We start from the raw sequence: 25,776 nt of genomic DNA on the forward strand, positions 1-25,776 counted from the left end.
CGGCGCAACTTGCCGACGCTGCGAGACGCCCTTGCACCCGATCTCGCGGCGAGGCCGAGGGACTCGCGTACCGAAGTACGCTTCGCCCTCGCCCTCCCCACGATCTCGGGCACCAGGGCGCCTCTCGCTGACTTACTACGCCAACCCGTGATTTCGAGGACAATCAATGAGCGATACCATCGACACCACCGAGCAGATCATCGAAGACGACCCCATCGCCGTGCGCCGCGCTAAGCGCGAGGCGCTGATGGCAGCGGGCAAGGACCCGTACGGCCATGCGTTCGCGTACTCGCACCACCTGGCCGACCTGGCCGAACAGTACGCCGACCTCGAGGACGGCGCGTCCACCGAGGACGAGGTGAAGGTCGCCGGCCGCGTCATGGCGAAGCGCGATCAGGGCAAGCTGGCTTTCCTCGAGCTGCGCGACTCCACGGGCGACATGCAGCTGTTCTGCCGCATCAACGCGCTGGGCGAGGACGCGTTCGCCGAGCTCAAGGACCTGGACGTGGGCGACTGGATCGGCGTCGAGGGCACGATGATGCGCACGAAGCGCGGGCAGCTGTCCGTGTCCGTGGCATCGTTCGAGCTGCTCAGCAAGTCGCTGCGCCCCCTGCCGGAGAAGTTCCACGGCTTGGCCGACAAGGAGACGCGCTATCGCCAGCGCTATGTCGACCTCGTCATGAACCGCGAGGTGCGCGACACGTTCGAGAAGCGCTTCAAGGTGGTTTCCGCCATCCGCCGCTACATGGAGGATCACGGCTACTACGAGGTGGAGACGCCCATCCTGCACCCTATCCTCGGCGGCGCGAACGCGCGTCCCTTCGTCACGCACCACAACGCGCTGGACAAGGACTTCTACCTGCGCATCGCCACCGAGCTGCATCTCAAGCGCTTGCTGGTGGGCGGCTTCGAGAAGGTCTTCGAGATCGGGCGCCAGTTCCGCAACGAGGGCATGGATCCGTATCATAACCCCGAGTTCACCACCATGGAGTTCTACCAGGCGTTCAGTGACCTCGAAGGCATGATGGAGCTCACGCAGGGCGTCATCCAGGCGGCGGCGCTTGCCTCGTGCGGCACGCTGCAGGTGGAGTATCAGGGCCATCAGGTGGATCTCAGCGGATCGTGGCGCCGCGCCACCATGATCGAGCTGGCCAGCGAAGGAGCCGGCGAGGATGTCAGCTTCCAGCGCACGCGCGACGAGCTGGTGGATATCCTCGAGCGCAACGGCGGCCACGCCGAAGCTGCATGGGGCAAGGGCAAGCTCATCGCCGAGATCTTCGAGGCCGTGGCCGAGGAGAAGCTCATCCAGCCCACCTTCGTCACCGAGCATCCCATCGAGGTGTCGCCGCTGGCCAAGAAGCTGGCGGGCGATCCGAACCTGACCGAGCGCTTCGAGCTGTTCATCTGCGGCCACGAGTACGCCAACGCCTTCGGCGAGCTGAACGATCCGGTCGACCAGGCCGAGCGCTTCCGCGCGCAGGTGGAGGCGAAGGACCTCGGCGACGACGAGGCCATGGGCTACGACGACGACTACGTGCGCGCCCTCGAGTACGGCATGCCCCCGGCGGGCGGCTGCGGCATCGGCATCGACCGTCTGGTTATGCTGCTCACCGACGCCCCGTCCATCCGCGACGTGCTGCTGTTCCCCCACATGAGGGACGAGGTTCCGGCCGGCGGGCGTCCGCGCGCTGCCGCGCCTGCCGCTGCGGCTCCCGCAGTTGCCGAGGCGCCCATCGACTTCTCGAAGGTGGTCGTCGAGCCCCTGTTCCAGGACGAGGTCGACTTCGATACGTTCAGCAAGTCCGATTTTCGTGCCGTGAAGGTGAAGGAGTGCGTCGCCGTTCCCAAGAGCAAGAAGCTGCTGCAGTTCACGCTCGACGACGGCACGGGCTCCGATCGCGTCATCCTGTCCGGCATCCACGCCTATTACGAGCCGGAAGAGCTGGTGGGCCGCACGCTCATCGCCATCACGAACCTGCCGCCGCGCAAGATGATGGGCGTGGAATCGTGCGGCATGCTGCTGTCGGCCATCCATGAGGAGGAGGGCGAAGAGCGCCTGAACCTCCTGATGGTTGACGACCGCATCCCCGCCGGCGCCAAGCTGTACTAAAGCGCCGCCGCATAATCGCTTCCGAAAGGCCGCTTGCGCATATGCCGCGCAAGCGGCCTTTCCGCGGTTCGGAGGCCTGCGCTGCGCCGCACGTCGTCGCGCTTGCACGCGTCTCCGAGCTTTCAATCGCTCGCGCACGTTTCGGGTCTTTGTCAGAAGCGAGCACGTTTGGAGGCATAGTGGGGCAGGGGCTCATGCGGGCGGCGGACATGGTAGGATGGATAGCGGGCCGTCCGTCGGCGCTTGTGGAGCAGCCGTGTGCGGTCATATGCGGTATTGGCACTCTCAATACAAGAGTGCTAAGATGGCACGGAACCAAACGATAGACTCTGCGAGAATAGAGGCTAGCATGTCATTCGAGAAATTCACCGACAAAGCGCGCAAGGTGCTCGTCCTGGCTCAGGACGAGGCTCGCTCGCTTCATCAGCCCTACGTGGGCACCGAGCATATCCTGCTCGGCCTCATACAGGAGAAGGACGGTCTGGCCGCCCAGGCCCTCGATCGTCTCAACGTGAAGTACGATGCCGTCGTGCAGGCCATCCGCCAGGTGGTGGCCATCGACGAGGACACCGACGTGTCGGGGCATCTGTCCTTCACGCCCCGCGTCAAGCGCGTGCTGGAGAACAGCCTGCGCGAGGCCATGCAAATGGGGCAATCGTACATCTCCACCGAGCATCTGCTGCTGGGCATCGTCCGCGAGGGCGACGGCACCGCGCTCGAAGTGCTCACGCGTCTCGGCGTGTCGGGCGACGACGTGCGCAGCGCGCTGAACGACCTGGTGGGGCAGAGCCCCGTCTACGCCGGGCGCAACCCGTTCGATCCGAACGGCAACACGTCCGACAGCGTGCTGAAGGAGTTCGGCACCGACCTCACGCAGAAGGCGCGCGACGGCAAGCTGGACCCGGTTATCGGCCGCGCCGGCGAGATCGAGCGCGTCATGCAGGTGCTCAGCCGACGCCAGAAGAACAACCCGCTGCTCATCGGCGAGCCGGGCGTGGGCAAGACCGCCGTGGCCGAGGGCCTGGCGCAGCTCATCGTGTCGAACCAGGTGCCCGACATCCTGCGCGGCAAGCGCCTGTTCACGCTCGACGTGAGCGCGCTCGTGGCCGGGTCGAAGTACCGCGGCGAGTTCGAGGAGCGCCTGAAGAAGTGCATCAAGGAGGTGATGGACGCGGGCGATATCATCCTGTTCATCGACGAGATGCACACGCTCATCGGCGCGGGTTCGGCCGAGGGTTCCATTGACGCCGCCGCCATCTTGAAGCCTCCGCTGTCCCGCGGCGAGATCCAGGTGATCGGCGCCACCACCATCGACGAGTACCGCAAGCATCTCGAGAAGGACTCCGCGCTCGAGCGGCGCTTCCAGCCCATCACCGTGGGCGAGCCGAACGAGGAGCAGGCCATGCGCATCATGGAGGGTCTGCGCGACCGCTACGAGGCGCATCATCAGGTGCACTTCACCGACGAGGCGCTGCAGGCGGCCGTGAACCTATCGAACCGCTACATCCAGGATCGCTTTCTGCCTGACAAGGCCATCGACGTGCTGGACGAGGCGGGAGCGCGCATGCGCATCCGCAACATGACGCTGCCGAAGGAGCTGCGCGAGCTCGACGACGAGCTGCGCACTATTCGCGGCGAAAAGGATTCGGCCATCGCTTCCCAAGATTTCGAGCGCGCCGCTCAGCTGCGCGACCAGGAGTCCGAGCTCAAGGCCAAGCGCATCGAAGCCGAGAAGAAGTGGGAAGAGGACGCCCAGAAGTCCGTGCATCAGGTGACGGTGGAGGACATCGCCGACGTGGTGTCCATGACCACGGGCGTGCCCGTTTCGAACCTCACCGAGGCCGAGACCGAGAAGCTGCTGCGCATGGAAGCCGTTCTGCACGAGCGCGTCGTCGGTCAGGAAGAGGCCGTCACGGCGCTGTCGAAGGCCATCCGCCGCTCGCGCAGCGGCCTGAAAGACCCGAAGCGCCCCGCGGGCTCGTTCATCTTCCTGGGCCCCTCGGGCGTGGGCAAGACCGAGCTTTCGAAGGCGCTTGCCGAGTTCCTGTTCAACTCCGAGGACGCGCTTCTGTCCTTCGACATGTCTGAGTACATGGAGAAGCACAGCGTGAGCCGTCTCGTGGGCTCGCCTCCGGGCTACGTGGGCTTCGACGAGGGCGGCCAGCTGACGAAGGCCGTGCGCCAGCGCCCCTACTCGGTGGTGCTGTTCGATGAGATCGAGAAGGCGCACCCCGACGTGTTCAACATCCTGCTCCAGATCTTGGAGGAGGGCCGCTTGACCGACGCGCAGGGCCGCACCGTGGACTTCCGCAACGCCGTCATCATCATGACGTCGAACGTGGGCGCCCGCGAGATCGCGCAGCCCACCACGCTGGGCTTCTCCACCGAGGAGCACGCGGGGCTGTCCGACAAGGAGATCAAGAGCCGCGTCATGGCCGAGATGAAGAAGCTGTTCAGGCCCGAGTTCCTGAACCGCATCGACGAGATCATCGTGTTCAAGTCCCTGAACGACGAGCAGATCTCCGAGATCGTCAAGCTCATGGTGGCCGATTTGCGCGAGCGCATGATCGAGCAGAACATGTCCATCAACCTCACCGAGGCGGCGTGCAAGCTCATCGCCAAGGAAGGCACCGACGCCACGTTCGGCGCGCGTCCGCTGCGCCGCGCCATCCAGCGCTTGCTGGAGGATCCGCTGTCCGAGCAGATCCTCGAAGGCACGTGGACGAGCGGCTCGGTCATCGACGTGGACGCGGTGGACGGCGAGCTGGTGTTCACCGCCGGATCGGGCTCCATCCCGGCGCCCCGCAAGCGCGACAGCATCGCGCGGGAAGCGGAGCTGTTGCTGACGAACTACGATCTGGGCCATGCCGGCGTCAGTTCCGGCGGCTCGTTCTCGGGCGGCGCGGCCGACTAAGCTTCGCCTCTTAAGCGCCCCTGCTCCTCGGCTTGAAATTCGAAGCCCGAGGAGCAGGGGTTTCTTGTGTTCTGCGCTTGCATTTGTCGTATACTAGGCACGTCGCAAGCCGACCGCGGAGCGGCCGCTTTCACGTGCAAGGCGGCCGAGGTGCACTGCGGGAAGTGCAGCGGATCAACTCGATTCCAGGAGGTTCCATGTTCGGAGACAACCTCGATCGCATCGTGAAAAGCATCGAGAAGAACTACGAGGCCGACGAGATATTCTTCACGAAGCCCGGCCGGCGGTTTCCCAGCCGCCTGGCCGTGAAAAGCGTGATCAAGGACTTGCGTCGGGTGCTGTTCCCGGGCTATTTCGGCGACGAGATGCTGACGCCGTTCACCAGTCCGGAGTACTTCATCGGCGAGACGCTCATACAGATCGAACGCGTGCTGCGCGAGCAGATCGTGCTCGCCATGACGTACACCTCGGACGATCGCGATGCTGCGGAGGTCGACCCGGCGCGCTACCTGTGCGGCGGCACCACGCCCGAGCATATCTGCGAGCGCGCCTCGGAAGTGTGCACGGTGTTCTTCGACGAGCTTCCCAGCATACAGCGGGTGCTGCTCACCGACGTGCAGGCGCTGTATGACGGCGATCCGGCGGCCGGGTCGAAGGAGGAGGTCATCTTCTCGTATCCGGGTCTGTACGCGATCTACGTGTACCGCATCGCGCACGTGCTGTACGAGCAGAACGTGCCCATCATCCCGCGCATCATGACCGAGCTGGCGCACAGCGGCACGGGCATCGACATCGGCGCCGGCGCCCAGATCGGCGAGTACTTCTTCATCGACCACGGCACGGGCGTGGTCATCGGCGAGACCACCGTCATCGGCGACCATGTGAAGCTGTACCAGGGCGTCACGCTGGGCGCGCTGTCCACGCGCGGCGGGCAGCGGCTTGCCGGGGTGAAGCGCCATCCCACGATCGAGGACAACGTGACGATCTATTCCAACGCTTCGGTTCTGGGCGGGGAAACCGTGGTGGGCGCCGGTTCGGTCGTCGCAGGATCCACGTTCGTCACCTCTTCGGTTCCCCCCAATTCCCGCGTGTCGCTGAAGGCGCAGGAGATCACCGTGCGCCAGCCGGGCGAGCGTGACTAGGCTCTTCGATCGGCAAGCGAGGGAAATGGAGCGGTGGCAAGAACGATGCAAGGCGGAGAGGAAAACCTTATGACGCAGACAATCGACCCGGTGTTCTCGTCCGCGGTGCTCAGCGCCCCTGAGCTCGCGCTGAACGACCTCGACTTCGACGCGCTGTCGCAGGCGATGGGAGGGCTCAAGGGCGAGGTCGACAAGAACCCGCAGACGGCCGCCATCATCCTGGCGGGCGGCACGGGGGAGCGGTTCGGCAAGGAAGGCGGCAAGCAGCTCGTGGAGATCGCGGGCAAGCCCATCCTCACCTGGTCGGCCGAGGCGTTCGACGCCGTGGGCGACATCGGGCTCATCGTCATCGTGTGCCCCGAGGACCGCTGCAGCGAGTATCTCAAGCGCGCCATCGACCCGTTCCCGTTCGTCACGCCCATCGTGGTGGCGCCTTCGGGTCCCAGCCGTCAGGAATCGGCGTTCTCGGGGCTGGAGTTCGTGCCGGACGACTACGAGTACGTCATCCTGCACGACGGCGCCCGCCCGCTCATCAGCCCCGACCTCATCGCGCACACCATCGCCACGCTGAAGGGCAACATCGACTGCGACGGCGCCGTGGTGGCGCATCCGGCCGTCGACACCCTGAAAGTGGTGGAGAACGGCGTGATCGTGGGCACGCCCGACCGCCGCGTGTTCTGGAACGCGCAGACGCCCCAGGTGTTCCGCGCCGGCATCTACCGCCGCGCGCACGCCTCGGCGCTGTCGGACGGCTTCATGGGCACCGACGATTCGTCGCTCATCGAGAGGTTGGGCGGGCGCGTGCTGGTAGTGGAAGGGAAGCGCGACAACATCAAGCTGACCGTCCCCGAAGACTACCTCATGCTGGCCGCTGCGGTGCGTACCATGTACATGAAAGGGGCGGAAGAATGATCATCCGCGGAGGCCTTGGCGACAGTGCCCAGTCGCTCAGACAGTCCTGCTCGCACGAAACGCCCGCTGGGCGTTTCGGCTCGTGCGGAACTCGCTTGGTGGGCACCGTCGTCAAGGCCGCGCATGTCGTTATCGGAGGAACCGAATGATGCAACCTGTTGTTTTCGATCCTGCCGGGTTGCGCGTGGGGCAGGGGTATGACGTGCATGCGTTCGCCGAGGGGCGCAAGCTTATCTTGGGCGGGGTGGACATTCCTCATGTGCGCGGCCTCTTGGGGCATTCCGATGCCGACGTGCTGGCGCATGCTATCTCCGATGCGCTGTTGGGAGGCATCCGCGGCGGGGACATCGGCAAGCTGTTCCCCGACACCGATCCGGCCTACAAGGGCGCCGATTCGCTGAAGCTGCTGGCCGCCGTGGCCGACAAGGTGCGCGCGGAGGGCTACGACATCCTCGACGTCGACTCCGTCATCGCCGCGCAGGCGCCGAAGCTCTCGCCGTACCGCGAGGCGATGCGCGAGAACCTGGCCGCCGCCATGGGCATCGCGGTGGAGAACGTGGGCGTGAAGGCCACCACCACCGAGCATCTGGGGTTCGAAGGCCGCGAGGAGGGCATCTCGGCGACCGCCGTCTGCATATTGTTCCGCCGTTCTGACGAACAGCGGAGCTAGCCGACGCTGCGGGCTTCCGTAGCGCCTCGGCTTGGCGCTCCAAGCTCTCCTCGCGTGCATGCGCACGCTTCGTCGGCCTTTCACGCCAATCCGAAACGCTGCGAAAGCCCTCGCTGACTTTGGCGGACAGGCGGGCTCCGTAACCTTCCTGTGCTACAATTTACGGTCGAAACTCATCGTCGCGCGAGCGCGGCGCAAGGGCTAGGCAGGATGCGAGGACGCCATGATCAGACTCTACAATACGAAGACCCGCACGAAGGTCGACTTCGAGACGCTCGAGCGCGGCAAGGTGGGCATGTACGTGTGCGGACCTACCGTGTACAACTACATTCACATCGGCAACGCCCGCACGTTCATCAGCTTCGACGTGATCCGCCGTTACCTTATGTGGCGCGGCTTCGACGTGACGTTCGTGCAGAACGTCACCGACGTGGACGACAAGATCATCGGCAAGTCGCTTGAGGAAGGCCGCAGCGCTGCCGAGGTGGCCGCCGAGTACACCGAGGCGTTCATCGAGGACATGCGCGCGGCCGGCGTGCTGGATCCCGATATCCGTCCGAAGGCTACCGAGGAGATCCCCGCAATGATAGAGCTCATCCAAGAGCTCATCGACGGCGGCCACGCTTACGATGCCGACGGCGACGTGTACTTCAACGTGCGTTCGTTCCCGGCTTACGGCGAGCTGTCGGGCCGCAACGTGGACGAGATGGAGAGCGGCCACCGCGAGCTGCGCGCCGACGGCAAGGGAGTGGAGGATCGCAAGCGCGACCCGCTGGACTTCGCGCTGTGGAAGGCCGCCAAGCCCGGCGAGCCGGCGTGGGAGTCGCCCTGGGGCATGGGCCGTCCCGGCTGGCACATCGAGTGCTCGGCCATGTCACGCAAGTACCTGGGGCTGCCCTTCGACATCCACGGGGGCGGCGCAGACCTCGTGTTCCCGCACCACGAGAACGAGCGCGCGCAGAGCGAGGCCGCGTGCGGCTGCACGTTCGCGAACTACTGGATGCACGGCGGCATGCTGCAGATCAACTCCGAGAAGATGAGCAAGTCGCTGGGCAACTTCAAGCTGCTGCGCGACGTGCTGAAGGTCACCGATCCGAAGGTGCTGCGCTTCCTTATGCTGCAGACGCACTACCGCAGCCCGCTCGACTTCTCCGACGAGCGACTGGCCGAGGCGGGCGCGGCGCTGTGCCGTATCGAGAACGCGGTGAAGAACCTCGATTGGCAGCTGCAGAACGCCCAGGACATCCCCTCGCCGCTGGACACGCGCGAGCTGATGAAGCGTACGAAGGAGGCGAAGCTGGCGTTCATCCTGGCCATGGACGACGACTTCAACACCTGCAAGGCGCTGGGCGAGGTGTTCGACTTCGTGGCCGCGGTGAACGCGCAGACGGCCGACAAGACTATCTCGCTGTCCGACGTGCCGCCCGTGCGCGATGCCCGCGGCGTCATCGTGGAGCTCATGGGCGTGTTCGGCATCGACGTGGAGGCCGCATCCGCCTCGTGCGCCGCAGGAGGGTACCCGCCCGAGGTCGTGGGGTTGGCGGCCGATATCGCGGGCTACGAGGGCGCGGATGCCGCCGAGGCCGTGGACGCCCTGCTGGCGGCCCGTGCCGACGCCCGCGCCGCGAAGGATTGGAGCCGTGCCGACGCCGTCCGCGACGGCCTGTGCGGTTTGGGCTTCGTGATCGAGGACACCCCGCAGGGCGCGCGCGTGACCTACGAGGGGTAAGGCGAGCGTTATCCCGAGTGGAACATTCTCGAAGGGCGGCCGCGTTGGCCGCCCTTCGTCGTCGTGCACGGATTCTCTTCCCTATGTGCGGCAAAATCGAGTTTTTGGCAGGAGAAGCGTCTTTCTCCGAATCGTTTCGAGGTGAAACCCCAGATCGCGTTTTTTCGGCATTCGCAAATCAACAGTGCGAAGCGGGCTCGCACTGCCAAAAGCCCGATTCTGCCGCACATAGCGCCTGCGGAACGTGCAATCGCTCGCCGTCGGGGTTCCCTTGCGCGCTCATGTCCAGGATGGGAATGCGATAGGGTGCGAAAGACCCGGGAATGTGCCGCAGGGCTCGGAGATGCGGATGATTGCCGGGTAGGGGGCGTTGTCCCGCCCGAAGCGAGGGGTTTCGGTGGTCGCCGGCTCGCGGGTTCGTCGATGCGCTACAATACGGCGCATGCGAACTCAATCGACAAGGACTCCCGAGCTCCTCGCGCCCGCGGGCGGGCTTGCGCAGCTGGAGGCCGCGCTGCGCTTCGGTGCGGACGCCGTGTACCTGGCCGCCGATCGTTTCGGGCTGCGGCAGCGCGCGGCGAACTTCGCGCTGGACGACGTTCCCGCTGCGACAGCTCTCGTGCACGATGCGGGCGCGAAGGCGTACGTGACGCTGAACGCCCTCATGGACGCCGACGACCTCAAGGCGCTTCCCGCGTACCTCGAAGCGCTGGCCGCGGCCGGCGTCGACGCATTCATCGTGAGCGACCTGGGCGCGCTTCGCCTGGTTCAGCGGCACGCGCCGAACGTCGAGCTGCACGTGAGTACCCAGGCCTCGGTGTGCAACGCCGAGGCGGCGCGCGTATGGCACGAGCTGGGCGCGAGCCGCGTGGTGTGCGCGCGAGAGATGAGCGTGGAGGACATCGCGCGACTGCGCGCCGGCGCCCCGCGCGAGCTGGAGCTGGAGGCGTTCGTGCACGGAGCCATGTGCATGGCCGTGTCGGGCCGCTGCCTGATCAGCGCCGCGCTCACCGGCCGCTCCGGCAACAAGGGCCATTGCACCCAGCCGTGCCGGTGGAGCTACGCGCTGGTGGAGGAGCAGCGTCCCGGCGAGTTCTTTCCCGTGGAGGAGGACGTGCGCGGAACCTATGTCATGAACGCGCAGGACCTCAACATGCTGGCGCACCTTGACGACTTGGTCGCGGCCGGCATCGACTCGTTCAAGATCGAAGGCCGCAACAAGAAGGCGTTCTACGTGGCTTCGGTGGTGCGCGCTTACCGGCTGGCCCTGGACGGCGTTCCCTCCTCCGAGCTGGCCGACGAGCTGCTGGCCGTGTCGCATCGCCCGTACGGCACGGGCTTCTACTACGGCGACGCCAGGCAGTCGCCCGACGTGGACGGCTACACCGCCGAATGCCGGCATGCCGCCACGGTGGAAGCGTGCGAACCGGCCGGCGAAGGCGCGTTCCGCGTGATCGCGCGGTGCTACAACCGCTTCTGCGAAGGCGACGAGCTGGAGGCGCTGTCGCCGGGTCCGCACGTCCCTCTCGTGCGCGTGCGCAACCTCGCCTGGCTCCCCGCGCCCGACGGGGACGACGCGCAGCCAAAGCGGGTGCCGGTTGCCGTGGCGAACCGCTCGGCCGAGCGCTATGCGTTCGAAACGGGGGAGGAGCTGGCTCCCGGCGACTTTCTGCGCATGCGTATCAACGTTGAGCGATAGGCTTCTGATCTGCGCTAAAGCGATAAAGTACTGCTAAGTAGCCGTCAAGGCGCGTGCATGCGCCGGCGCTACACTGGGTTGCACCCTGACGAAAAGGAACGGAATCATCCTTCTTTCAGAAAGCGAGGTGCATCATGCCCAATCATGCGTATCGCGCCGCATCGGCGCCCAGCGTCGTGCAGCGTGCCCGCAACACGCGCACCGGCCGCAAGCTCGAGCGCGGCGGTTACCTGACCGTCGAGACCGTCACCATGTGGATCGTGTACGCTCTGACCCTCATCGGCAATGCCGTCATCGAAGGAGGCCGGGTGGGAGGCACCACGTCGGCGGATATCGCGTACGGCGTGTTCACGTGGTTCACGCCCGCCGGCTACGTGTTCGCCATCTGGTCGCTCATCTACGTGGCGATGGTCGTGTGGCTCGTCGCGTACACGCGCACGGCGCCTGTCCGCGCCGACCGCTTCACCATGACGTCCATCCTGTTCATCGCAAGCTGCGCCCTCAACGTGCTGTGGCTTGCCCTGTGGCACTTCGAGCTGGTGGCCGTGTCGTTCATCGTCATCCTGGCCGAGTGGCTGGTGCTGGCGGCGCTGTACCTGAACGTGCGCCGCACGATGAAGACCGCCTCGGGACGGGTGCCCGTGTCCATCTACACCGCGTGGGTCACGGTGGCCACGCTGGCCAACATGGCCATCCTCGTCACGCGCGCGCTGGACGGCGGCATCCCGTTCTTCAACGGGTTGTTCACCATCCTCTTGACGGCGGGCGTGCTGGCGTTCGGCTACGTGATGCGCAAGGCCTACGACGACATGGCGTTCCAGCTCGTGTTCCTGTGGGCGCTCATCGGCGTGGGCGTGAACGTGTCGGGCGCGTCGGCGTTCACGGCGGCTGTCGTGTTCTTGCTGTGCGTGGTCGGAGCTATCTTGACGTTCGCCCCCATCGGCTCGATGCGGAAGCTCGTGCGGCAGAACTAGCGATCCTGCAGCATGCTCGTGGTGAAAAGGTGCGGCTTGGCGGGGCGGTGCGTCCGCAGAAGGCTTCTTCTCCGGCAAAACCGGCTGACCGATTCTCCCATTTCCGATGAAACCGCTGACAGTTCTTGCTATGATAGCGCCAAGGTGTTTTTCGGACGAAAGGGGCCGTTATGGGAACGAAAGCAGCGGAGGCGCTCGACGTATCCTTCGACGAGCTGCCGAACTACCTGCACGCGAAGCACTCCGTGTACATGGAGATCGGCAGCGAGACGTACTACCTGACCGACGTCAACGATCGATACTGGCGCGCGCAGGACACCGCGAAGCTCAACGAAAAGGGACATTACGTCGACGCGAGCGAGCTGGTGCCGACGGTGAGCGAGTTCTTGACGCTCCCCTTCATCGACGGCAAGTCGGTGACCGACGTGTTCGACCAAGCGGTATTCTACGCATCTGAAAAAGCGTAACGACGACGGGGGCGGCCGCGTGAACGGCCGCCCCCGTTTCTCGTTCCGGCAACCGCGTGGCCGCTACGGGCGTTCGTTCGGCTCGATGAAGCCGACGGCGAACTGCGCGTCCGAGACGTCCCGGGGGACGGGGCGCGAGTAGAGGAACCCCTGCGCGATGATGCGATCGTCCATGCGCACGAGCATGGACGCCTGATCGCGCGTTTCCACGCCTTCCACCACCACGTTCACGGCCAGCTTGTCGGCGATGGACACCACGCCGTCCAGGATGGCCTTGCAGCGCTCGCCGCTCTCGCTGCTCATGAGGAAGCTGCGGTCGAGCTTCAGCACGTCGATCGGCAGGTTCTGCAGCGTGCCCAGCGACGAGTACCCGCTGCCGAAGTCGTCAATGGCGATGCGGAAGCCCAGATCCTTTAAACGGCGGCACAGTCGTTCGGCGCGTTCGAGGTCTTCCATGACGATGTTCTCGGTCAGTTCGAGCTCCAGCAGCTCGATGGGCACGCCGAATCCGTCGACGATGCTCTTCACCGTTTCAGGGAACGCGTCGTTTCGCATGTGCAAGCGCGAGAAGTTGCAGGCGATGACGAGCGGGTGTTCTCCCGCGTCCAGCTGCTCCCGGATACGGGCGCAGACGAGGCGAAATACCTGCAAGTCCAAGTCGACGACCAGGCCGGTGCGCTCGAACAGGGGAATGAACTCGTCGGGCGGCACGAGGCCGCGTTCAGGCGATTCCCAACGAACGAGCGCTTCGAAGCCCACGAGGCGGTTCGTCGCTATTTCCACCTTCGGCTGGTAATAGGCCGTGAACTCCCCGCGCTCGAGCGCGTCGTGCGCGGCGGCTACCAGCGCGCGTTCGGCGATGTCGCGATCCTTCATGCTCGCCGAGTACAATGCTGCGGTGCTGCGCGAGGCCTCCCCGATGCTGTCCCGGGCGTAGCGTGCGGCGTCCACGAACTCGATGATGGTTTGCACGTCGATGCGCGGCGTTTCGGCGCTGCGCTCGATGATGCAGACGCCGGCCTGCAGCATGAGCCGGTGCGATAGCTCGGTAAGCGTTTCGGTGCTGTTGAAGCGACGGTCCAGTTCATCGAAGCGCTCCAGCAGCGCGTCCCAGCCTCTCCAGCGAACCAACAGCACGAATTCGTCTGCGATGACGTGCGCGTATCGTTCGTCGGGTGCTTTCATGCCGGCCAGCGTGCCGTTGAGGTCGAGCAGCACGCGATCGCCCGTGGCGTAGCCGAACGCTGCGTTGAAGCCTTTGAAGCTTTTTACGTCGAGGTACACGATGGCGTAAGCGCCATCGCGGGCGTTCGCCATCTGAGCGCCCACCTCGGAGCGGAAGCGGGCGAGACTCCAGCCTTCGGTCAGCGGATCGGTGAACGAGAAGTCCTCCACTCGCCGCGCCGCGCGAAGCTTCACATGGCTGACGTACAGGGCAACGCCGAGCACGGAGCCGAGCAGTGCGACGATGCCGGCCATGAATTGCACCGGATACTGGCGCAAGAAGTCGAAAGGGCTGATGGGATGTACGGCGAGGCTGCTTTGCGAAAGCCAGGTGGTCATCTTGCTTTCGGCAGTGTACTGCACGCAGCGGTCGAGGATGCTCACCAGTCGTCGGTCGGCGTTGCGGCTTACGCCGATGCTCATGCTGTTGAAGAAGGAGGTGATGGTGGTGACGCTCAGGCTCTCGTATTGGGGTTCCGCCAGCAAGTAGTTCGCCACGTGGGTATCGGCAAAGGCGATATCGGCTTTGCCTTCAAGCACTGCATCGAAGCAATCTTTCGGGGTGTCGCAGTACACGATGTCGTATTCGGCGTACGAAGAGTACGCCGTGCTCGCGGCGAGCGAGAAGCCGCTTGGCAGCGCGACGCGCGAACCGGATGGATTCGGTCCTGCGACAAGGGCCATGGGGTCGCGCAGATAGGGGCCGGTGGTGTCGAGGCTTTTGATCGCCTGGGGGTCGGATTCTCGATCGACGTCGTACACGATGTCGGCGTCGCCACGTTCGACGAGGCGGACGGCCTCGTCGTGGCAGTCCGCAGCCACGAATTCGAACTTCAGCCCGGTGATCTGCGCGATGTCTTCGAACAGCAATGCGACCGCGCCGGCGAACGCGCCGGTTTCGGGGTCGGTGTAGGAAAGCGGCGCGCGATACGAATCGTAGGCCACGCGCAGGGTGGGAGCCGATGCCAGATAGGCGTACTCGTCTTCGGTGAAGACGGGATCCTGGTCGGTGTTGATGCCGAAGTAGCGGTCGTACAGCAACGTGGCGAAGTCGGGGTCGCGCAGTTTGAGGCGGCTCATCGCGCTGTCGAGCTCATCGGCTATGTCGGTGCGTTCGGGCGAGAGGGCGATGTACAAAGGCTCGGGGGCGAACTGAGCTACGGTTCGGAAGCGCGAATTCGTCCCGAGATATGTGATGGCAATGGCATCCACCGCTCCTTCGTCGAGCGCTCTCAGCAGGTCTCCGGTAGCGCTGTAGGCCACGATATCCGCCGAAAAGCCGTTCTTCTCGCTGTATTGTGCGAATGCTTCGGCGTCCTGGCTGTTCGCGATCACGCCCACGCGCATGCCGGAAAACGTTTTGAAGTCCTCGTAGGCGTAACGCGTGTCGTCGAGCCTCACGTTGAGCGTGGTGGAAATCTCGCAGAGCGATGATGCCGAGAAGATCATCCGCCTCTCTCGGTCTTCGGTGTAGTACACCATGGGAAGCAGATCCACCTTGCTCGCTTCAAGCGCGGCACAGGCCTCTTCCCAACTAGGGTACTTGACGTATTCGTATGTCCAGTCGGCGTAGCGTGCGATTTCGTTGAGATACTCGATGTTGTACCCAACGTAGCGCCCTTCTTCGTCGGTGGACATATAGTCGCCGTCTTCGAAGTAGGCGACGGTCACGACGCGCTTGCCGAACGTGGCGAACTCGTCGGCGAAAGCCCGCGAGGATCCGGGATGCGTGGTCGTTGCGACCGTACAGGTGAACGCGATGACGAACGCCCAGGCAAACATCATCGGTTGAAGCCGTGAAGGGCTGAATGTTCTTGCCGGTACTATGCTTCGCTCCGATCGATGTGACGGTGTCTAAGAATGGTTGATACCAACTTACCTTACCATATGCATGGCCTTCTCAGAAAGACTTGTCGGGGGACGTGTGCGCTTTTTTTGCGTATGACGTGGTGCGATAAGGTCAAGGTTCAGCGTGGCTCCCATCGATTTATTTTCCTCTTTGAGCGGTTGCATAATTTTTTTTTCGAAAAAAGTGCTTGACCGGATTTCCTCTTCCGGTATACTAGGCTTCGCACTTTTACGGGGCCTTAGCTCAGCTGGGAGAGCGCATGGCTGGCAGCCATGAGGTCAGGGGTTCGATCCCCCTAGGCTCCACCATATTTGCTACGACGGATGCGATGCATCCGTCGTTTTTTTATTGTGCACGCATTGCGTCCGATGACGGCAAGCGGGGTGAAGGATATGGTCGAGGCGGCAGATAGCCGTGCGGAACCTCAGTCGGTGGGCGAAAACGGCGCTCCTATGACGATTTGGCAGGTGTGGCTTCGACGTCTCTGCCTGTTCGTGATCGTGTGGGCTATCGCGGAAGTGCTGTTGGGCGCTGCGTTGTGGGGTGCTTACCTGTTCGCGCGCATGGTGCTTGACGTCGAGCCCTCGGTGCTGGCCGAGCCCGTTGTGGGCGCGATGGCGATGGCGGGAGCGTGCCTCAACCTGGCCATCGGATTCCTCGGCCTTCGCGGAGCGCGGAATCCGCGCAAGATCACCCTGTTCTTCTGGATCACGTTCGTCGATGCGATGTTGACGGCGTGGGCGCTGGCCAGCAGCGTGTCCGCGGGCACGTGCGACCTCACCTCGCTTGTGAGTGGCCTGTTCGTCATCGCGCTAGCCGTGTGCGCTTGGCAAGTGCGCGGTCAGACGGGTTACTTCGACGCGCATCCGTAAGGCCTCCCGGCGTGAAAAAGCCTCTCCGGGGTTCCGGAGAGGCTTTCAACTGCGGGCGGTTTGCTTGACGGCTGCACCCGATGCGGCGCTAGTCCTGCTTCGCGGCCTCGATTTGCGCGATGATGGGGTCAAGCGCGCCGGCTACGTCGTAGTCCTCCACCTTTCCGGCGTCGCACAGGCGCGCGAAGCTGGGGTCGATGGGCAGCGTGGCGTAGGCGGGGATGTCGTAGCGCTCGGCCACGGCCGCACCTTGCGGATCGCCGAAGATGTGATGGCGCTTGCCGCAGTCGGGGCACTCGAAGTAGGCCATGTTCTCCACGAGGCCCAGCAGCTCGACGTTCATGTCGTGCGCGAGGTTCACGGCCTTGCCCACGATCATAGCCACCAGCTCCTGCGGAGCGGATACCGTGACAATGCCGTCAACCGGCAGCGACTGGAACACGGTGAGCAGCACGTCGGAGGTTCCCGGAGGCATGTCGACGAACAGGTAGTCGATCTCGCCCCAGTTCGTCTCGCTGTAGAACTGACGGATGGCGTTCGAGACGACCGGGCCGCGCCAGGCCACCGGGATGTCGTCTTTCGGCAGCATGAGGTTGGTGGACATCACCTTGATGCCGCTTTGCGTCTGGCCGGGCAGGATGCCGTCGGCGTCGGCGGTCAGCGGGTTCGTGATGCCGAAGGTCTTCGGGATGGACGGTCCGGTGACGTCGGCGTCTAGGATGCCCACGTTCTTCCCGCGCTTCTGCATTTCGCTGGCAAGCAGGCTGGTGACCAGCGACTTGCCCACGCCGCCCTTGCCGGACACGACGCCGATGACGTGTTTGATGTTGGAGCGGGAGTTCGTCTCGATGGTGCTGGGGCCCTGGGCGGTGCGGTCGCTGCATCCGGACTCGCCGCAGCTGCTGCACTCGTGCGCGCATTCTTCTGCCATGATTCCTTCTTTCTGGGTTTTCAGCGCCCCCGTGCGGCGGGAGCGCCACTCGTCTCACCTGGATGATAGCATAAGCTTTATACTTAGGTGGAAGGAATCGACCCGCGCGCCGGGCGCGCGCGGAGACGGAGGAGCGCGCATGCTGTTCGCTGATATCGACCTGTTGGATGAGAACCTTGATTTCCGCTCCCATTGCTGGGTGGGCGTGCGCGATGGGCGCGTCGCCTACGTGGGGGATGCGGCTCCGGCGGGCGAGGAAGCGGCGAGGTACGGAGAGGTGTACGACGGACGTGGCAAGCTCTTGTGTCCTGCGTTCTACAACGCCCACGCGCACGCGCCCATGACGCTGTTGCGCGGCTACGCCGAGAACCTGCCTTTGCAGGCGTGGCTGAACGACATGGTGTTTCCGTTCGAGGCGAAGATCACGCCCGAAGACTGCTACTGGGGCACGCTTCTGTCCTGCGCCGAGATGGCGCGGTACGGCTGCGTGAGCTTCTCGGACATGTACTATCATATGGAGGAGGGCGCCCGCGCAGCGCTCGACGCCGGCATCAAGATGAACCTGTCCGACTCGCTTCTTGCCTTCAACGGCGAAGGGTTGGACGACCTGCCGGTGAAGGGGAACCTCGACCGTCTCATCCGCGATGTCCAGGGCGCAGGCGATGGCCGCATCGTGGTGGACTGCAACATCCATGCCGAGTACACGTCGAACCCGCGCGCCGTGGCCGATTTGGCGGCGTACGCGAAGGAGCACGGGCTTCGGTTGCAGGTGCACGTCTCCGAGACGCGCCTCGAGCACGAGGAGTGCAAGCAGCGCCACGACGGTTTGACGCCGGTGCGCTACTTCGAGAGCCTGGGCGTGCTCGACGTGCCCGTGACGGCGGCGCACTGCGTGTGGGTGGACGACGGCGACATCGACGTGCTGGCGGAGCGCGGGGTGTTCGTGGCGGCGAACCCGGCGTCGAACATGAAGCTGGGCAGCGGTTTCGCCCCTGTGGCAAAGATGCTCGCGCGCGGCGTGAACGTGTGCCTGGGCACCGACGGCATGGCGTCGAACAACAACCACGACATGATGCAGGATATGTACCTGCTGGCGCTGACGGCGAAGGGGTCGACGAACGATCCGGCCGTGGTCACGCCGAAGCAGGCGCTTACGGCCGCTACGCGCATGGGCGCTCTTTCGCAGGGGCGCGACGACTGCGGGTACGTGGCCGTGGGGGCGAAGGCCGACTTGTGCGTGCTGGACACGTCGGGGCCGTCGTGGGCGCCGATGACGAACCCGCTGGTGAACGTCGTGTACGCGGGACACGGCGCCGACGTGTGCCTGACGATGTGCGACGGGGTCGTGGTGTATCGCGAGGGCGAGTGGCCCACGCTGGACATCGAGCGAGCGAAGGCCGAGGTCGAGGCTCGCACGAAGCGCATCATCGGCGAGCTGTAGGGCGAGCGCTGCCGGGTGGGCGGCTTGCTTGACGGAGGGCCTTTGCGTATACTGGCAGGCGAGCCGCAGGGAGCGGGTACTCCCCACGGCTCTCGGACTCGCTTCGGCGGTTCGGATGTTTATTTTGGTCCCGGTTCGTCCTTTTGGGACGACCGGGGCGTATCTTTCAGCCGCGCTTGAAGTGTGAGCGAGGCTACCCCGACCGTCAGGCTGCCGAAGGCAGCGATGAGGCCGAGAACCTGCAAGATCACCCCGATAAGATCCAGCAATATGCCATCCATAGAGGACACCCCCTTCCGTTTATCTAGAATTCGGAAATGGATGTAAAGAGGGTGCTATCCTCCCCGTCTGGCGAGTTCGTGCCTCCTATTATAGCGAGCTCGTCTTACGTGCAGATGGCGTGCATCTAGCGCGGATCTTTCTCGATCTGCTGCGAATCTCACGCATTTCCCACGTGGGTTCCATGCCGTTTGCCCCTGTTTCCAACGTTGTTTCCACACGCCTTGCCGCCGTTTCCGACATGGTTCGCACGTTCTCGGCGCTTCGGTGCGCATGTTTCACGTGAAACATCGGTTCGTTTTGTTTCGGGTGAAAGCATTTTCGCGCGGTGTTGTGCGCAAAGTGCGGCTAGGCATGGCGGGCGCGTTGGTCTATTCTGAAATGGATACAATCGTGAAGAGGGAAGGGGCGGCATGCTGAGGATTTCCGATACGCGCATCGACGGGTTCATCGCGGAGGACGTGCCGTACGTCGATCTGACGTGCGCGGTGCTGGGCATCGGCGACGAGCCGGGCGAGATGGAGTACTTCACGCGCGAAGACGGCGTGCTGGCCGGCGCGAACGTGGTCGCGCGTATCATGGGGAAGCTGGGCTGCGACGTGGTGGAGGCGCGTCGCGACGGCGAGCGCGCGACTGCGGGCGAGGCGTTCTTCCGCGTGCGCGGCACCGCGGGCGACCTGCATGCGGCGTGGAAGGTGTGCCTCAACGTATTCGACCATATGTCGGCCGTGGCCACGAAGACCCGTGCGATGGTGGACGCGGCCCACGCGGCGAACCCGCGCTGCGAGGTGCTGACCACGCGCAAGAGCATGCCGGGCGCGAAAGACCTGATGACCGAGGCCGTCATGGCGGGAGGGGCGTTCCCGCACCGGCTGGGGCTGTCCGAGACGGTGCTGGTGTTCGACCATCACCTCACGTTCTTCGGCGGCTTCGAGGCGTTCGTGGAGCAGCTGCCGGATATCAAGGGCCGCTGCGTTGAGAAGAAGCTGTTTGTGGAGGCTGATGCCGAGCGTGCCCGCGTGCTGGCGCGCGCTGGCGTTGACGGCATCCAGGTGGACAAGGTCCCCGTTGACGAGCTGGAGCCGCTTGTGCGCGAGCTGCGCGCCATCGACCCGCACGTCACGCTCATCGCGGCCGGCGGCGTGAACCCGCAGAACGCGGGCGCGTACGCGGCAACCGGCGTGGACGGCCTGGCCACCACGGCGCCCTTCTCCGCCAAGCCCCTCGACATGAGCGTGCGCATGCGCCCGCTGTAGCGGCTTGCGCCGTGGATGTGCGGTTTTTGGGCTCGGCGGATGCGTTGTCGCCCCAAAGCTGCGGTTTCGGGCAATATTCCGAGGCTTTGGGGCGACAACGCATCCCCCGCTGCCGGTCTTCTTCGCATGGTCGTGGGCATCGGGCGAATTTTCTTGAACCGGGTGTAACCTTTTCGCGTCGGGGCGCGTCTAATAGGTAACCGACCTTGAAAGGGGCACCCGCGTGGACGATCTGATACAGCGAGCGCGAAACGGCGACGGCGAGGCGTTCGCTGCGTTGTTCGAGTATGGCAAGCAGCCGTTGTGGCGCGCTGCGATGGCGGTGCTCGGCAATGTGGACGATGCGTCCGACGCGCTGCAGGAGACGGCGGTCAAAGCGTGGCGCGCCATGCCGCGTTTCGGCGGCCGCAGCGCAGTGAACACGTGGTTCATGCGCATCCTGCTGCGCGTCTGCTACGACATGCGCCGTCAGCGCAACCGCGAGACGCCGTGCGCCATGGGGCTGTTCGCCGCGGACGTGGACGGCTCGGGCGTATGGTGGGAGCCGTCGGTGGACCAGATGCTGGCGGGCGCGGGCGTGCGGCGCGATCCCGACCGCGACGAGGCGCTCGACGTGCGCGACGCCATCGCCTCGCTGTCGGCCGATGATCGGCTGGTGCTGGTGCTGTTCTACGTGAACGATTTCCCTGTGCGACAGATCTCCCAGATCATGAACGTGTCGGAAGGTGCCGTGCGCACCCGTCTGTCGCGGGCGCGGGACCGGTTCAAGGTTGCCTATTCGCAAGGCTCGAACGAGGAAGTTGAGGTGGCGCGATGAGCCATGAGAGGTTCGACAACGAAGACGAGCTGCGCCGGGCGGTGATCCGGGATTTGGACGCGGGCCCGATTCCCCCGCAGGTGCAGGTCAAGCTCGACGGCGTGTACGCGTCGCTGGGCTCCATTCCTCAGGATCGTCCCACGCCGTCGGGCGCGGGCGCTCCGCAGCGTCGGCAGCCGGTCAAGCGGCGGTCTGCCGAGCCTGCGCACGGCAAGCGCAAGGGCGCCCGCGTGGCGCGCCGCGGTGCGATGGTGGCGGTTGCGGCCGTGCTCGTCGTGCTGTTGAGCGGTGTCGCCTTCGCCGCATCGCGCCTGGTGCAGATGCAGCCGGGCGATGTCGGATTTTTCGGGGGCGGTAACAACCTGCCCATTTACAACAGCTTGCAGTCCGGGGTTTCCAGCCTGAACGCCGAGGTGGGCGATACCGTTGAAGTCGACGGCGTGCAGGTGACGCTCGATTCGGTGTCGTGCGATCGCAACATCGTCAACCTGTTCTTCACGTTGGAGAAGGAGGGCGGCTTCGACCTGACCGAGCAGTCGAACTACGAGGGCTCCCAGGAAAACGAATGGGCGCGCTTGCAGCGGCTTGCTCCGCGATTCTCGTACAGTCTTTCGAGCAACGGCGAGGCGATCGGCAAAGATTCCGTCTACGTGCTCGATGCGTACCAAGAAGACGGCAAGGTGAAGATCATGGAGCGCATCGTGCCGGAAGCGACGCTTCCCGACCAGGTGGACATCGCGCTGGAAGGCTATGCGATGTGGAAGCAGTTCGAAGAAGGAGACGAGCCCTTCACGTTCGATGTCGGCCTCGACCTGAGCACGGTGGCCAGTCCGTGCGAGCTGGGCGCGCACGACCTCGTGTTCAACACGAGCGACGGCGACAAGACGATGGGCATCCAGCGTTTCACGGCATCCGAGCTGGGCACCGTGATGGTCGTGCGCAACGACAACGAGTGGACGGGAGAGCAAGGCGAATACGGTTCTTCCTACGGCCCGCCCGAGAACGTGCTGAGTCCTCATTTGCTTAAGGTAACCGATGACCAGGGCAACGTTTTGACTCCGGTCGAAGCTGGCGATGGTTCGGGCGTCAATCCGGAGGGTTCGCAGATTATCGAGTTCTCCAATCTCTCGCCCGAAGCGCATAGCGTCACGTTCACGCCGATGTTGAACGCGCTCGACTGGGACTCGATGACGGTCGAGGAGCGTAAAGCGAGGAATGAGGAAAACGTACAACATGTGGACGTCTCTCGAATCGGCACCACATTGGAGACGAGCGAGTTCGGCGGCTACGAGCTGACCGGCTGGGACGTGACCGATGGAACGGTGAGCATATCGCTCAAGCCCTACGGATGGCAGGCTATGGGACCGTACATGGAGCTCATTTCCGAAGACGATGTGACGCTTTTGGAAAGCGCATGGACGGATCCCGAGACGGGCGAGACGGGAACCGGCTACCATTCGGGCATCATGTATCGCAAGCACGACTATATGACCGGCGAGTTCGTCCAGATGGTGTCGTACTACGCCGCAGACGACGATGAGCTGCGCGGGCTCACGAACTACAGTTACCGCTCTGCGTTCGGTGAGTATCGGGAAGAGCCAGACGCGGCGCAGACGCTCTCGTTCTAAGCTGCTCCGAAATGAAGAAGCGGGCCCATCGCGATGATGGGCCCGCTTCGTTTCTGCTGCGGCCGGTTTACTTCCCCAGCACCTTCTTAATGCCGTTGCCCGCTATGACGGCGCCGCCGCCGATGGCCAGCAAGCCGGGACCGGGCAGGATGAGCATGGGCACGCCCACCAACATGATGGCGCCGCCGATGGCCGTCTGCACGGCGCCGCCGATGCGGTTGGGCTTCTTCTTCGAGACGCGCCCTTCGTCGATGATAGTGGCGTTAACGGCGGCCTGCGCGGCGTCCTTCCCGTACGATGGCGCGCGGAACGTGTCGCTGCCCGACGGGCTTGCGCTTTTCGCGGCGTCGCTGGCGCTTGCGACGGGGTTGACGTCGATGATGGGGCTTGGGTCGCTCATGGTCTCCTCGCTTACGGTGGGGTGCGGTTTCGTGCCGCGTGTCTGCTTCGATTATACGGGCTGCGCGAACCGCATGTCGTGCGGCGCGCCCGCGGCTACGAGTTCGTCACCGTTCGGTAACGTGTTGCTCGCGGCTTCTTCAAAGATGGATGCGAGGGGCATCGGGAGCGTGATCCGAGTCCGCCTAATTCCGTCGTTGTGGACGCCGAAAGCGGCTGTTTTGCGATACACTATGGGTCAAGGTTTCAAGATCGCGTTTGAAGTTCGTAGGTTAGGCTCGACTGTGGTTCGCGCCTTGGCAGAAACGACAACGGCGTGGGCCACGCAACAGGAAAGTTGGTGGTCAACATGGCAGCTCCTGCTACCGAACACGTGCGAAACATTGTGCTGGTGGGCCAAGACGGCGCCGGCAAGACATCGCTCGCCGAAGCGATGCTGCACGTCTCCGGCCGTACGCCCCGCATGGGCACGACGCACGACGGGAAATCCTACCTCGACTACGACGATGAGGAGATCCGGCGCAAATTCACCATCGGCACCTCCATTGCCCCCATTCCGTACAAGGACTACAAGATCAACCTGCTTGATACGTCCGGCCACCCCGACTTCATCGGCGACACGCTGGCCACCATGCAAGCGGCCGAGATGGCGTTGTTCGTGGTGGACGCCGTGGCAGGCCCGCAGGTCATGACCACCAAGCTGTGGCGCGAGGCGGAGGACATGCGTCTGTCGCGCGCCGTGTTCATCAACCATATCGACCGCGAGAACGCCGACTTCGACACGGCCATGGCGCTGCTGCATGCGCGCTTCGGTTCGCGTCTGGGGCCGGTGACCATTCCTATCGGCGTCGACAAGGACTTCGAGGGCGTCATCGACATCATTCGCATGAAGGCGCGCTATTTCGATGCCGGCAGCGAGAAGGAGCGCATCGAGGAGATTCCGCCCGAGTACGCCGATGCCGCCCAAGCCGCGCGCGACAAGCTGTGCGACCTCGTGGCCGAGGCCGACGACGATCTCATGATGAAGTACCTGGACGGCGAGGAGCAGCTCACCCAAGACGAGCTCGAGCAGCTGTTGGACAAGGCCATCGCGCAGGAGCTGTTCATTCCCGTGTTCGTGGGCTCCACGATCATCGAGCAGGGCATCCAGGGCGTCATGGAGGACATCGCCACCTACTTCCCGCATCCTCGCCATCACGGGCGCTTCCGTCTGGCCAACGGCGAGGAGACGTTCGTCGACGAGACGGGCGAGCCCGCCGCGTTCGTCTTCAAGACGGTGTCCGACCCGTTCGTAGGCCGCTTGAGCTTCCTCAAGGTCATCTCGGGCGTGCTGGAACCCGGCATGGAGCTGATCAACGCGCGCACAGGCAAGAAGGACCGGCTGGGCCACCTCTACGTGATGATGGGCAAGGAGGCCACCGACGTGAAGAGCGCGAAGGCCGGCGACATCATCGTGGTGCCGAAGCTCACCGACACGCGTGCCGGCGACACGATGTCGAAGTCGGGCGACGTGGCCATCGACCCCTTGCCGCTGCCCGTCCCCCAGTACCCGGTGGCCATCGAGGCGGCGAACAAGAAGGACGAGGACAAGCTGGGAACGTTCCTGGCTCGCGCGGCCGAGAACGACCCCACGCTGATCATCAACCGTAGCGAAGAGACGCACCAGACGGTGATCACGGCCATGGGCGAGGCGCAGATCGAGACGCTGATCGCCCGGCTCAAGGAGCAGACGGGCGTGGAGGCGAAGCTCATCCCCGTGCGCATTCCGTATCGTGAGACCATCCGCAAGACGGCCGAGGCGCAGGGTCGTCACAAGAAGCAGACGGGCGGCGCGGGGCAGTTCGGCGATTGCTGGCTGCGCATCGAGCCGAATCCGGGAGCGGGCTACGAGTTCGTCGACGAGATAGTGGGCGGCAAGATTCCCCGCGGCTACCTGCCGGCCATCGACAAGGGCGTGCAGGATGCCATGCGTGAGGGTTTCTTGGCCGGATATCCTATGGAAGACATCAAGTGTGCGGTGTACGACGGCTCGTACCACTCCGTCGACTCCAACGAGATGGCGTTCAAGACAGCCGCGCGCATCGGCTTCCGTGCCGCGTGCGAGAAGGCCGACCCTATCCTGCTGGAGCCGATGGCGAACCTCGACGTGACGGTGGGCGAGGAGTACGCCGGCGCGGTGATGGGCGACATCTCCACGCGCCGCGGCCGCATCGTGGGCACCGATTCGAACGACGCGGGCGAGACGGTCATCATGGTGCGCGTGCCTTACGCCGAGGTGGTCACGTACACGAAGGACCTGCGGGCCATCACGCGCGGCTCGGGGTCGTACTCCATCGAGCTGGAAGGCTACGAGCCGGCACCGGCCGACGTGACGAAGAAGCTGGTGGAAGCCTACCAGGCTGCGCGCGCTGCGGGGAACTAGCGCGCTTGCGACATGATCCGTCGAGGGTTTGAGAGTGGAGG

19 protein-coding genes and 1 tRNA gene are annotated in these 25,776 nt (G+C 64.5%); 16 read left to right on the top strand and 4 right to left on the bottom strand.

Annotation, left to right across the window (positions count from 1 at the left end):
• The first annotated feature begins 166 nt into the window (after positions 1-166).
• From lysS to GT613_RS07490, 9 genes are all read left to right on the top strand, one after another.
• Entirely contained in the window at positions 167-2,110 is a 1,944-nt protein-coding gene (gene lysS, locus GT613_RS07450) for a lysine--tRNA ligase (protein WP_009607774.1), read from the top strand.
• Between the two features lie 349 nt (positions 2,111-2,459).
• Entirely contained in the window at positions 2,460-5,024 is a 2,565-nt protein-coding gene (locus tag GT613_RS07455) for an ATP-dependent Clp protease ATP-binding subunit (RefSeq protein WP_009306419.1), read from the top strand.
• A 197-nt stretch (positions 5,025-5,221) separates the two neighbouring features.
• Complete coding sequence (locus GT613_RS07460; RefSeq protein ID WP_009306418.1) at positions 5,222-6,166, top strand: serine O-acetyltransferase; 945 nt, start codon at positions 5,222-5,224, stop codon at positions 6,164-6,166.
• A gap of 69 nt (positions 6,167-6,235) precedes the next feature.
• Positions 6,236-7,078, top strand: coding sequence for a 2-C-methyl-D-erythritol 4-phosphate cytidylyltransferase (ispD, locus tag GT613_RS07465; protein WP_009306417.1), 843 nt, complete (start codon positions 6,236-6,238; stop codon positions 7,076-7,078).
• 145 nt (positions 7,079-7,223) lie between these two features.
• Positions 7,224-7,748 (top strand): 2-C-methyl-D-erythritol 2,4-cyclodiphosphate synthase, encoded by a 525-nt coding sequence (gene ispF, locus GT613_RS07470; RefSeq protein WP_009607880.1) that lies wholly within the window; start codon positions 7,224-7,226, stop codon positions 7,746-7,748.
• A 223-nt stretch (positions 7,749-7,971) separates the two neighbouring features.
• Positions 7,972-9,477, top strand: coding sequence for a cysteine--tRNA ligase (cysS, locus tag GT613_RS07475; protein ID WP_009607800.1), 1,506 nt, complete (start codon positions 7,972-7,974; stop codon positions 9,475-9,477).
• 442 nt (positions 9,478-9,919) lie between these two features.
• Positions 9,920-11,176: a U32 family peptidase gene (locus GT613_RS07480; protein ID WP_192935119.1), complete on the top strand. Its 1,257-nt coding sequence runs from the start codon at positions 9,920-9,922 to the stop codon at positions 11,174-11,176.
• A gap of 134 nt (positions 11,177-11,310) precedes the next feature.
• Positions 11,311-12,150 carry a TspO/MBR family protein gene (locus GT613_RS07485; RefSeq protein ID WP_009306410.1) on the top strand — a complete coding sequence of 280 codons (840 nt, stop codon included), beginning with the start codon at positions 11,311-11,313 and terminating at the stop codon, positions 12,148-12,150.
• 170 nt (positions 12,151-12,320) lie between these two features.
• On the top strand, positions 12,321-12,617 hold the full coding sequence (locus GT613_RS07490; protein ID WP_009607766.1) for a hypothetical protein: 297 nt from the start codon (positions 12,321-12,323) through the stop codon (positions 12,615-12,617).
• 63 nt (positions 12,618-12,680) lie between these two features.
• Here the strand turns inward: GT613_RS07490 and GT613_RS07495 are convergent, their stop codons facing one another.
• Complete coding sequence (locus GT613_RS07495; RefSeq protein WP_114554872.1) at positions 12,681-15,626, bottom strand: EAL domain-containing protein; 2,946 nt, start codon at positions 15,624-15,626, stop codon at positions 12,681-12,683.
• Between the two features lie 296 nt (positions 15,627-15,922).
• Here GT613_RS07495 and GT613_RS07500 point away from each other — a divergent pair.
• Both GT613_RS07500 and GT613_RS07505 read left to right on the top strand, forming a co-directional pair.
• Positions 15,923-15,998, top strand: a tRNA-Ala gene (locus GT613_RS07500).
• 144 nt (positions 15,999-16,142) lie between these two features.
• On the top strand, positions 16,143-16,562 hold the full coding sequence (locus tag GT613_RS07505; RefSeq protein ID WP_226844446.1) for a hypothetical protein: 420 nt from the start codon (positions 16,143-16,145) through the stop codon (positions 16,560-16,562).
• An 88-nt stretch (positions 16,563-16,650) separates the two neighbouring features.
• On the opposite strand, the gene GT613_RS07510 is transcribed toward GT613_RS07505, so the two are convergent.
• Positions 16,651-17,493, bottom strand: coding sequence for an Mrp/NBP35 family ATP-binding protein (locus GT613_RS07510; protein WP_114518057.1), 843 nt, complete (start codon positions 17,491-17,493; stop codon positions 16,651-16,653).
• 139 nt (positions 17,494-17,632) lie between these two features.
• Between GT613_RS07510 and GT613_RS07515 the strand changes: the two genes are divergently transcribed.
• Complete coding sequence (locus GT613_RS07515) at positions 17,633-18,934, top strand: amidohydrolase family protein (RefSeq protein WP_114518058.1); 1,302 nt, start codon at positions 17,633-17,635, stop codon at positions 18,932-18,934.
• A 119-nt stretch (positions 18,935-19,053) separates the two neighbouring features.
• Here GT613_RS07515 and GT613_RS15295 read toward each other — a convergent pair whose 3' ends face one another.
• Positions 19,054-19,215 carry a hypothetical protein gene (locus GT613_RS15295; RefSeq protein ID WP_175282506.1) on the bottom strand — a complete coding sequence of 54 codons (162 nt, stop codon included), beginning with the start codon at positions 19,213-19,215 and terminating at the stop codon, positions 19,054-19,056.
• Positions 19,216-19,626: 411 nt separating this feature from the next.
• Here GT613_RS15295 and modD point away from each other — a divergent pair, with 411 nt between their 5' ends.
• The 3 genes from modD (at position 19,627) to GT613_RS07530 (ending at position 22,914) form a co-directional block, all read left to right on the top strand.
• A complete protein-coding gene (gene modD, locus GT613_RS07520; protein ID WP_114518059.1) occupies positions 19,627-20,469 on the top strand; it encodes a ModD protein in 843 nt (280 codons plus the stop codon).
• Positions 20,470-20,692: 223 nt separating this feature from the next.
• Positions 20,693-21,286, top strand: a complete 594-nt coding sequence (locus tag GT613_RS07525; protein WP_009607845.1) for an RNA polymerase sigma factor — start codon at positions 20,693-20,695, stop codon at positions 21,284-21,286.
• Positions 21,283-22,914, top strand: coding sequence for a DUF4179 domain-containing protein (locus tag GT613_RS07530; RefSeq protein WP_009607818.1), 1,632 nt, complete (start codon positions 21,283-21,285; stop codon positions 22,912-22,914). Before GT613_RS07525 ends, GT613_RS07530 begins: the two co-directional genes overlap by 4 nt.
• A 67-nt stretch (positions 22,915-22,981) precedes the next feature.
• Here the strand turns inward: GT613_RS07530 and GT613_RS07535 are convergent, their stop codons facing one another.
• The gene (locus GT613_RS07535; protein WP_009607826.1) at positions 22,982-23,314 is read right to left on the bottom strand and encodes a hypothetical protein; all 333 of its coding nucleotides are present in this window, start codon (positions 23,312-23,314) and stop codon (positions 22,982-22,984) included.
• Between the two features lie 348 nt (positions 23,315-23,662).
• On the opposite strand from GT613_RS07535, the gene GT613_RS07540 reads away from it, so the two are divergent.
• Positions 23,663-25,735: a translation factor GTPase family protein gene (locus tag GT613_RS07540; protein ID WP_035576668.1), complete on the top strand. Its 2,073-nt coding sequence runs from the start codon at positions 23,663-23,665 to the stop codon at positions 25,733-25,735.
• Positions 25,736-25,776: the final 41 nt, after the last annotated feature.

It is taken from the genome of Eggerthella sp. BIOML-A4, assembly GCF_009875575.1.
Taxonomy (GTDB): domain Bacteria; phylum Actinomycetota; class Coriobacteriia; order Coriobacteriales; family Eggerthellaceae; genus Eggerthella; species Eggerthella lenta.

Bases quoted from the DNA above. Each gene is read 5' to 3' on its own strand.
- GT613_RS07455 (WP_009306419.1), top strand. From the start codon at position 2,460: ATGTCATTCGAGAAATTCACCGACAAAGCGCGCAAGGTGCTCGTCCTG.
- GT613_RS07505 (WP_226844446.1), top strand. From the start codon at position 16,143: ATGACGATTTGGCAGGTGTGGCTTCGACGTCTCTGCCTGTTCGTGATC.
- lysS (WP_009607774.1), top strand. From the start codon at position 167: ATGAGCGATACCATCGACACCACCGAGCAGATCATCGAAGACGACCCC.
- ispD (WP_009306417.1), top strand. From the start codon at position 6,236: ATGACGCAGACAATCGACCCGGTGTTCTCGTCCGCGGTGCTCAGCGCC.
- GT613_RS07480 (WP_192935119.1), top strand. From the start codon at position 9,920: ATGCGAACTCAATCGACAAGGACTCCCGAGCTCCTCGCGCCCGCGGGC.
- GT613_RS07490 (WP_009607766.1), top strand. From the start codon at position 12,321: ATGGGAACGAAAGCAGCGGAGGCGCTCGACGTATCCTTCGACGAGCTG.
- GT613_RS07510 (WP_114518057.1), bottom strand. From the start codon at position 17,493: ATGGCAGAAGAATGCGCGCACGAGTGCAGCAGCTGCGGCGAGTCCGGA.
- GT613_RS07495 (WP_114554872.1), bottom strand. From the start codon at position 15,626: ATGATGTTTGCCTGGGCGTTCGTCATCGCGTTCACCTGTACGGTCGCA.
- ispF (WP_009607880.1), top strand. From the start codon at position 7,224: ATGATGCAACCTGTTGTTTTCGATCCTGCCGGGTTGCGCGTGGGGCAG.
- GT613_RS07515 (WP_114518058.1), top strand. From the start codon at position 17,633: ATGCTGTTCGCTGATATCGACCTGTTGGATGAGAACCTTGATTTCCGC.
- GT613_RS07460 (WP_009306418.1), top strand. From the start codon at position 5,222: ATGTTCGGAGACAACCTCGATCGCATCGTGAAAAGCATCGAGAAGAAC.
- modD (WP_114518059.1), top strand. From the start codon at position 19,627: ATGCTGAGGATTTCCGATACGCGCATCGACGGGTTCATCGCGGAGGAC.
- GT613_RS07530 (WP_009607818.1), top strand. From the start codon at position 21,283: ATGAGCCATGAGAGGTTCGACAACGAAGACGAGCTGCGCCGGGCGGTG.
- GT613_RS07485 (WP_009306410.1), top strand. From the start codon at position 11,311: ATGCCCAATCATGCGTATCGCGCCGCATCGGCGCCCAGCGTCGTGCAG.
- cysS (WP_009607800.1), top strand. From the start codon at position 7,972: ATGATCAGACTCTACAATACGAAGACCCGCACGAAGGTCGACTTCGAG.
- GT613_RS15295 (WP_175282506.1), bottom strand. From the start codon at position 19,215: ATGGATGGCATATTGCTGGATCTTATCGGGGTGATCTTGCAGGTTCTC.
- GT613_RS07535 (WP_009607826.1), bottom strand. From the start codon at position 23,314: ATGAGCGACCCAAGCCCCATCATCGACGTCAACCCCGTCGCAAGCGCC.
- GT613_RS07540 (WP_035576668.1), top strand. From the start codon at position 23,663: ATGGCAGCTCCTGCTACCGAACACGTGCGAAACATTGTGCTGGTGGGC.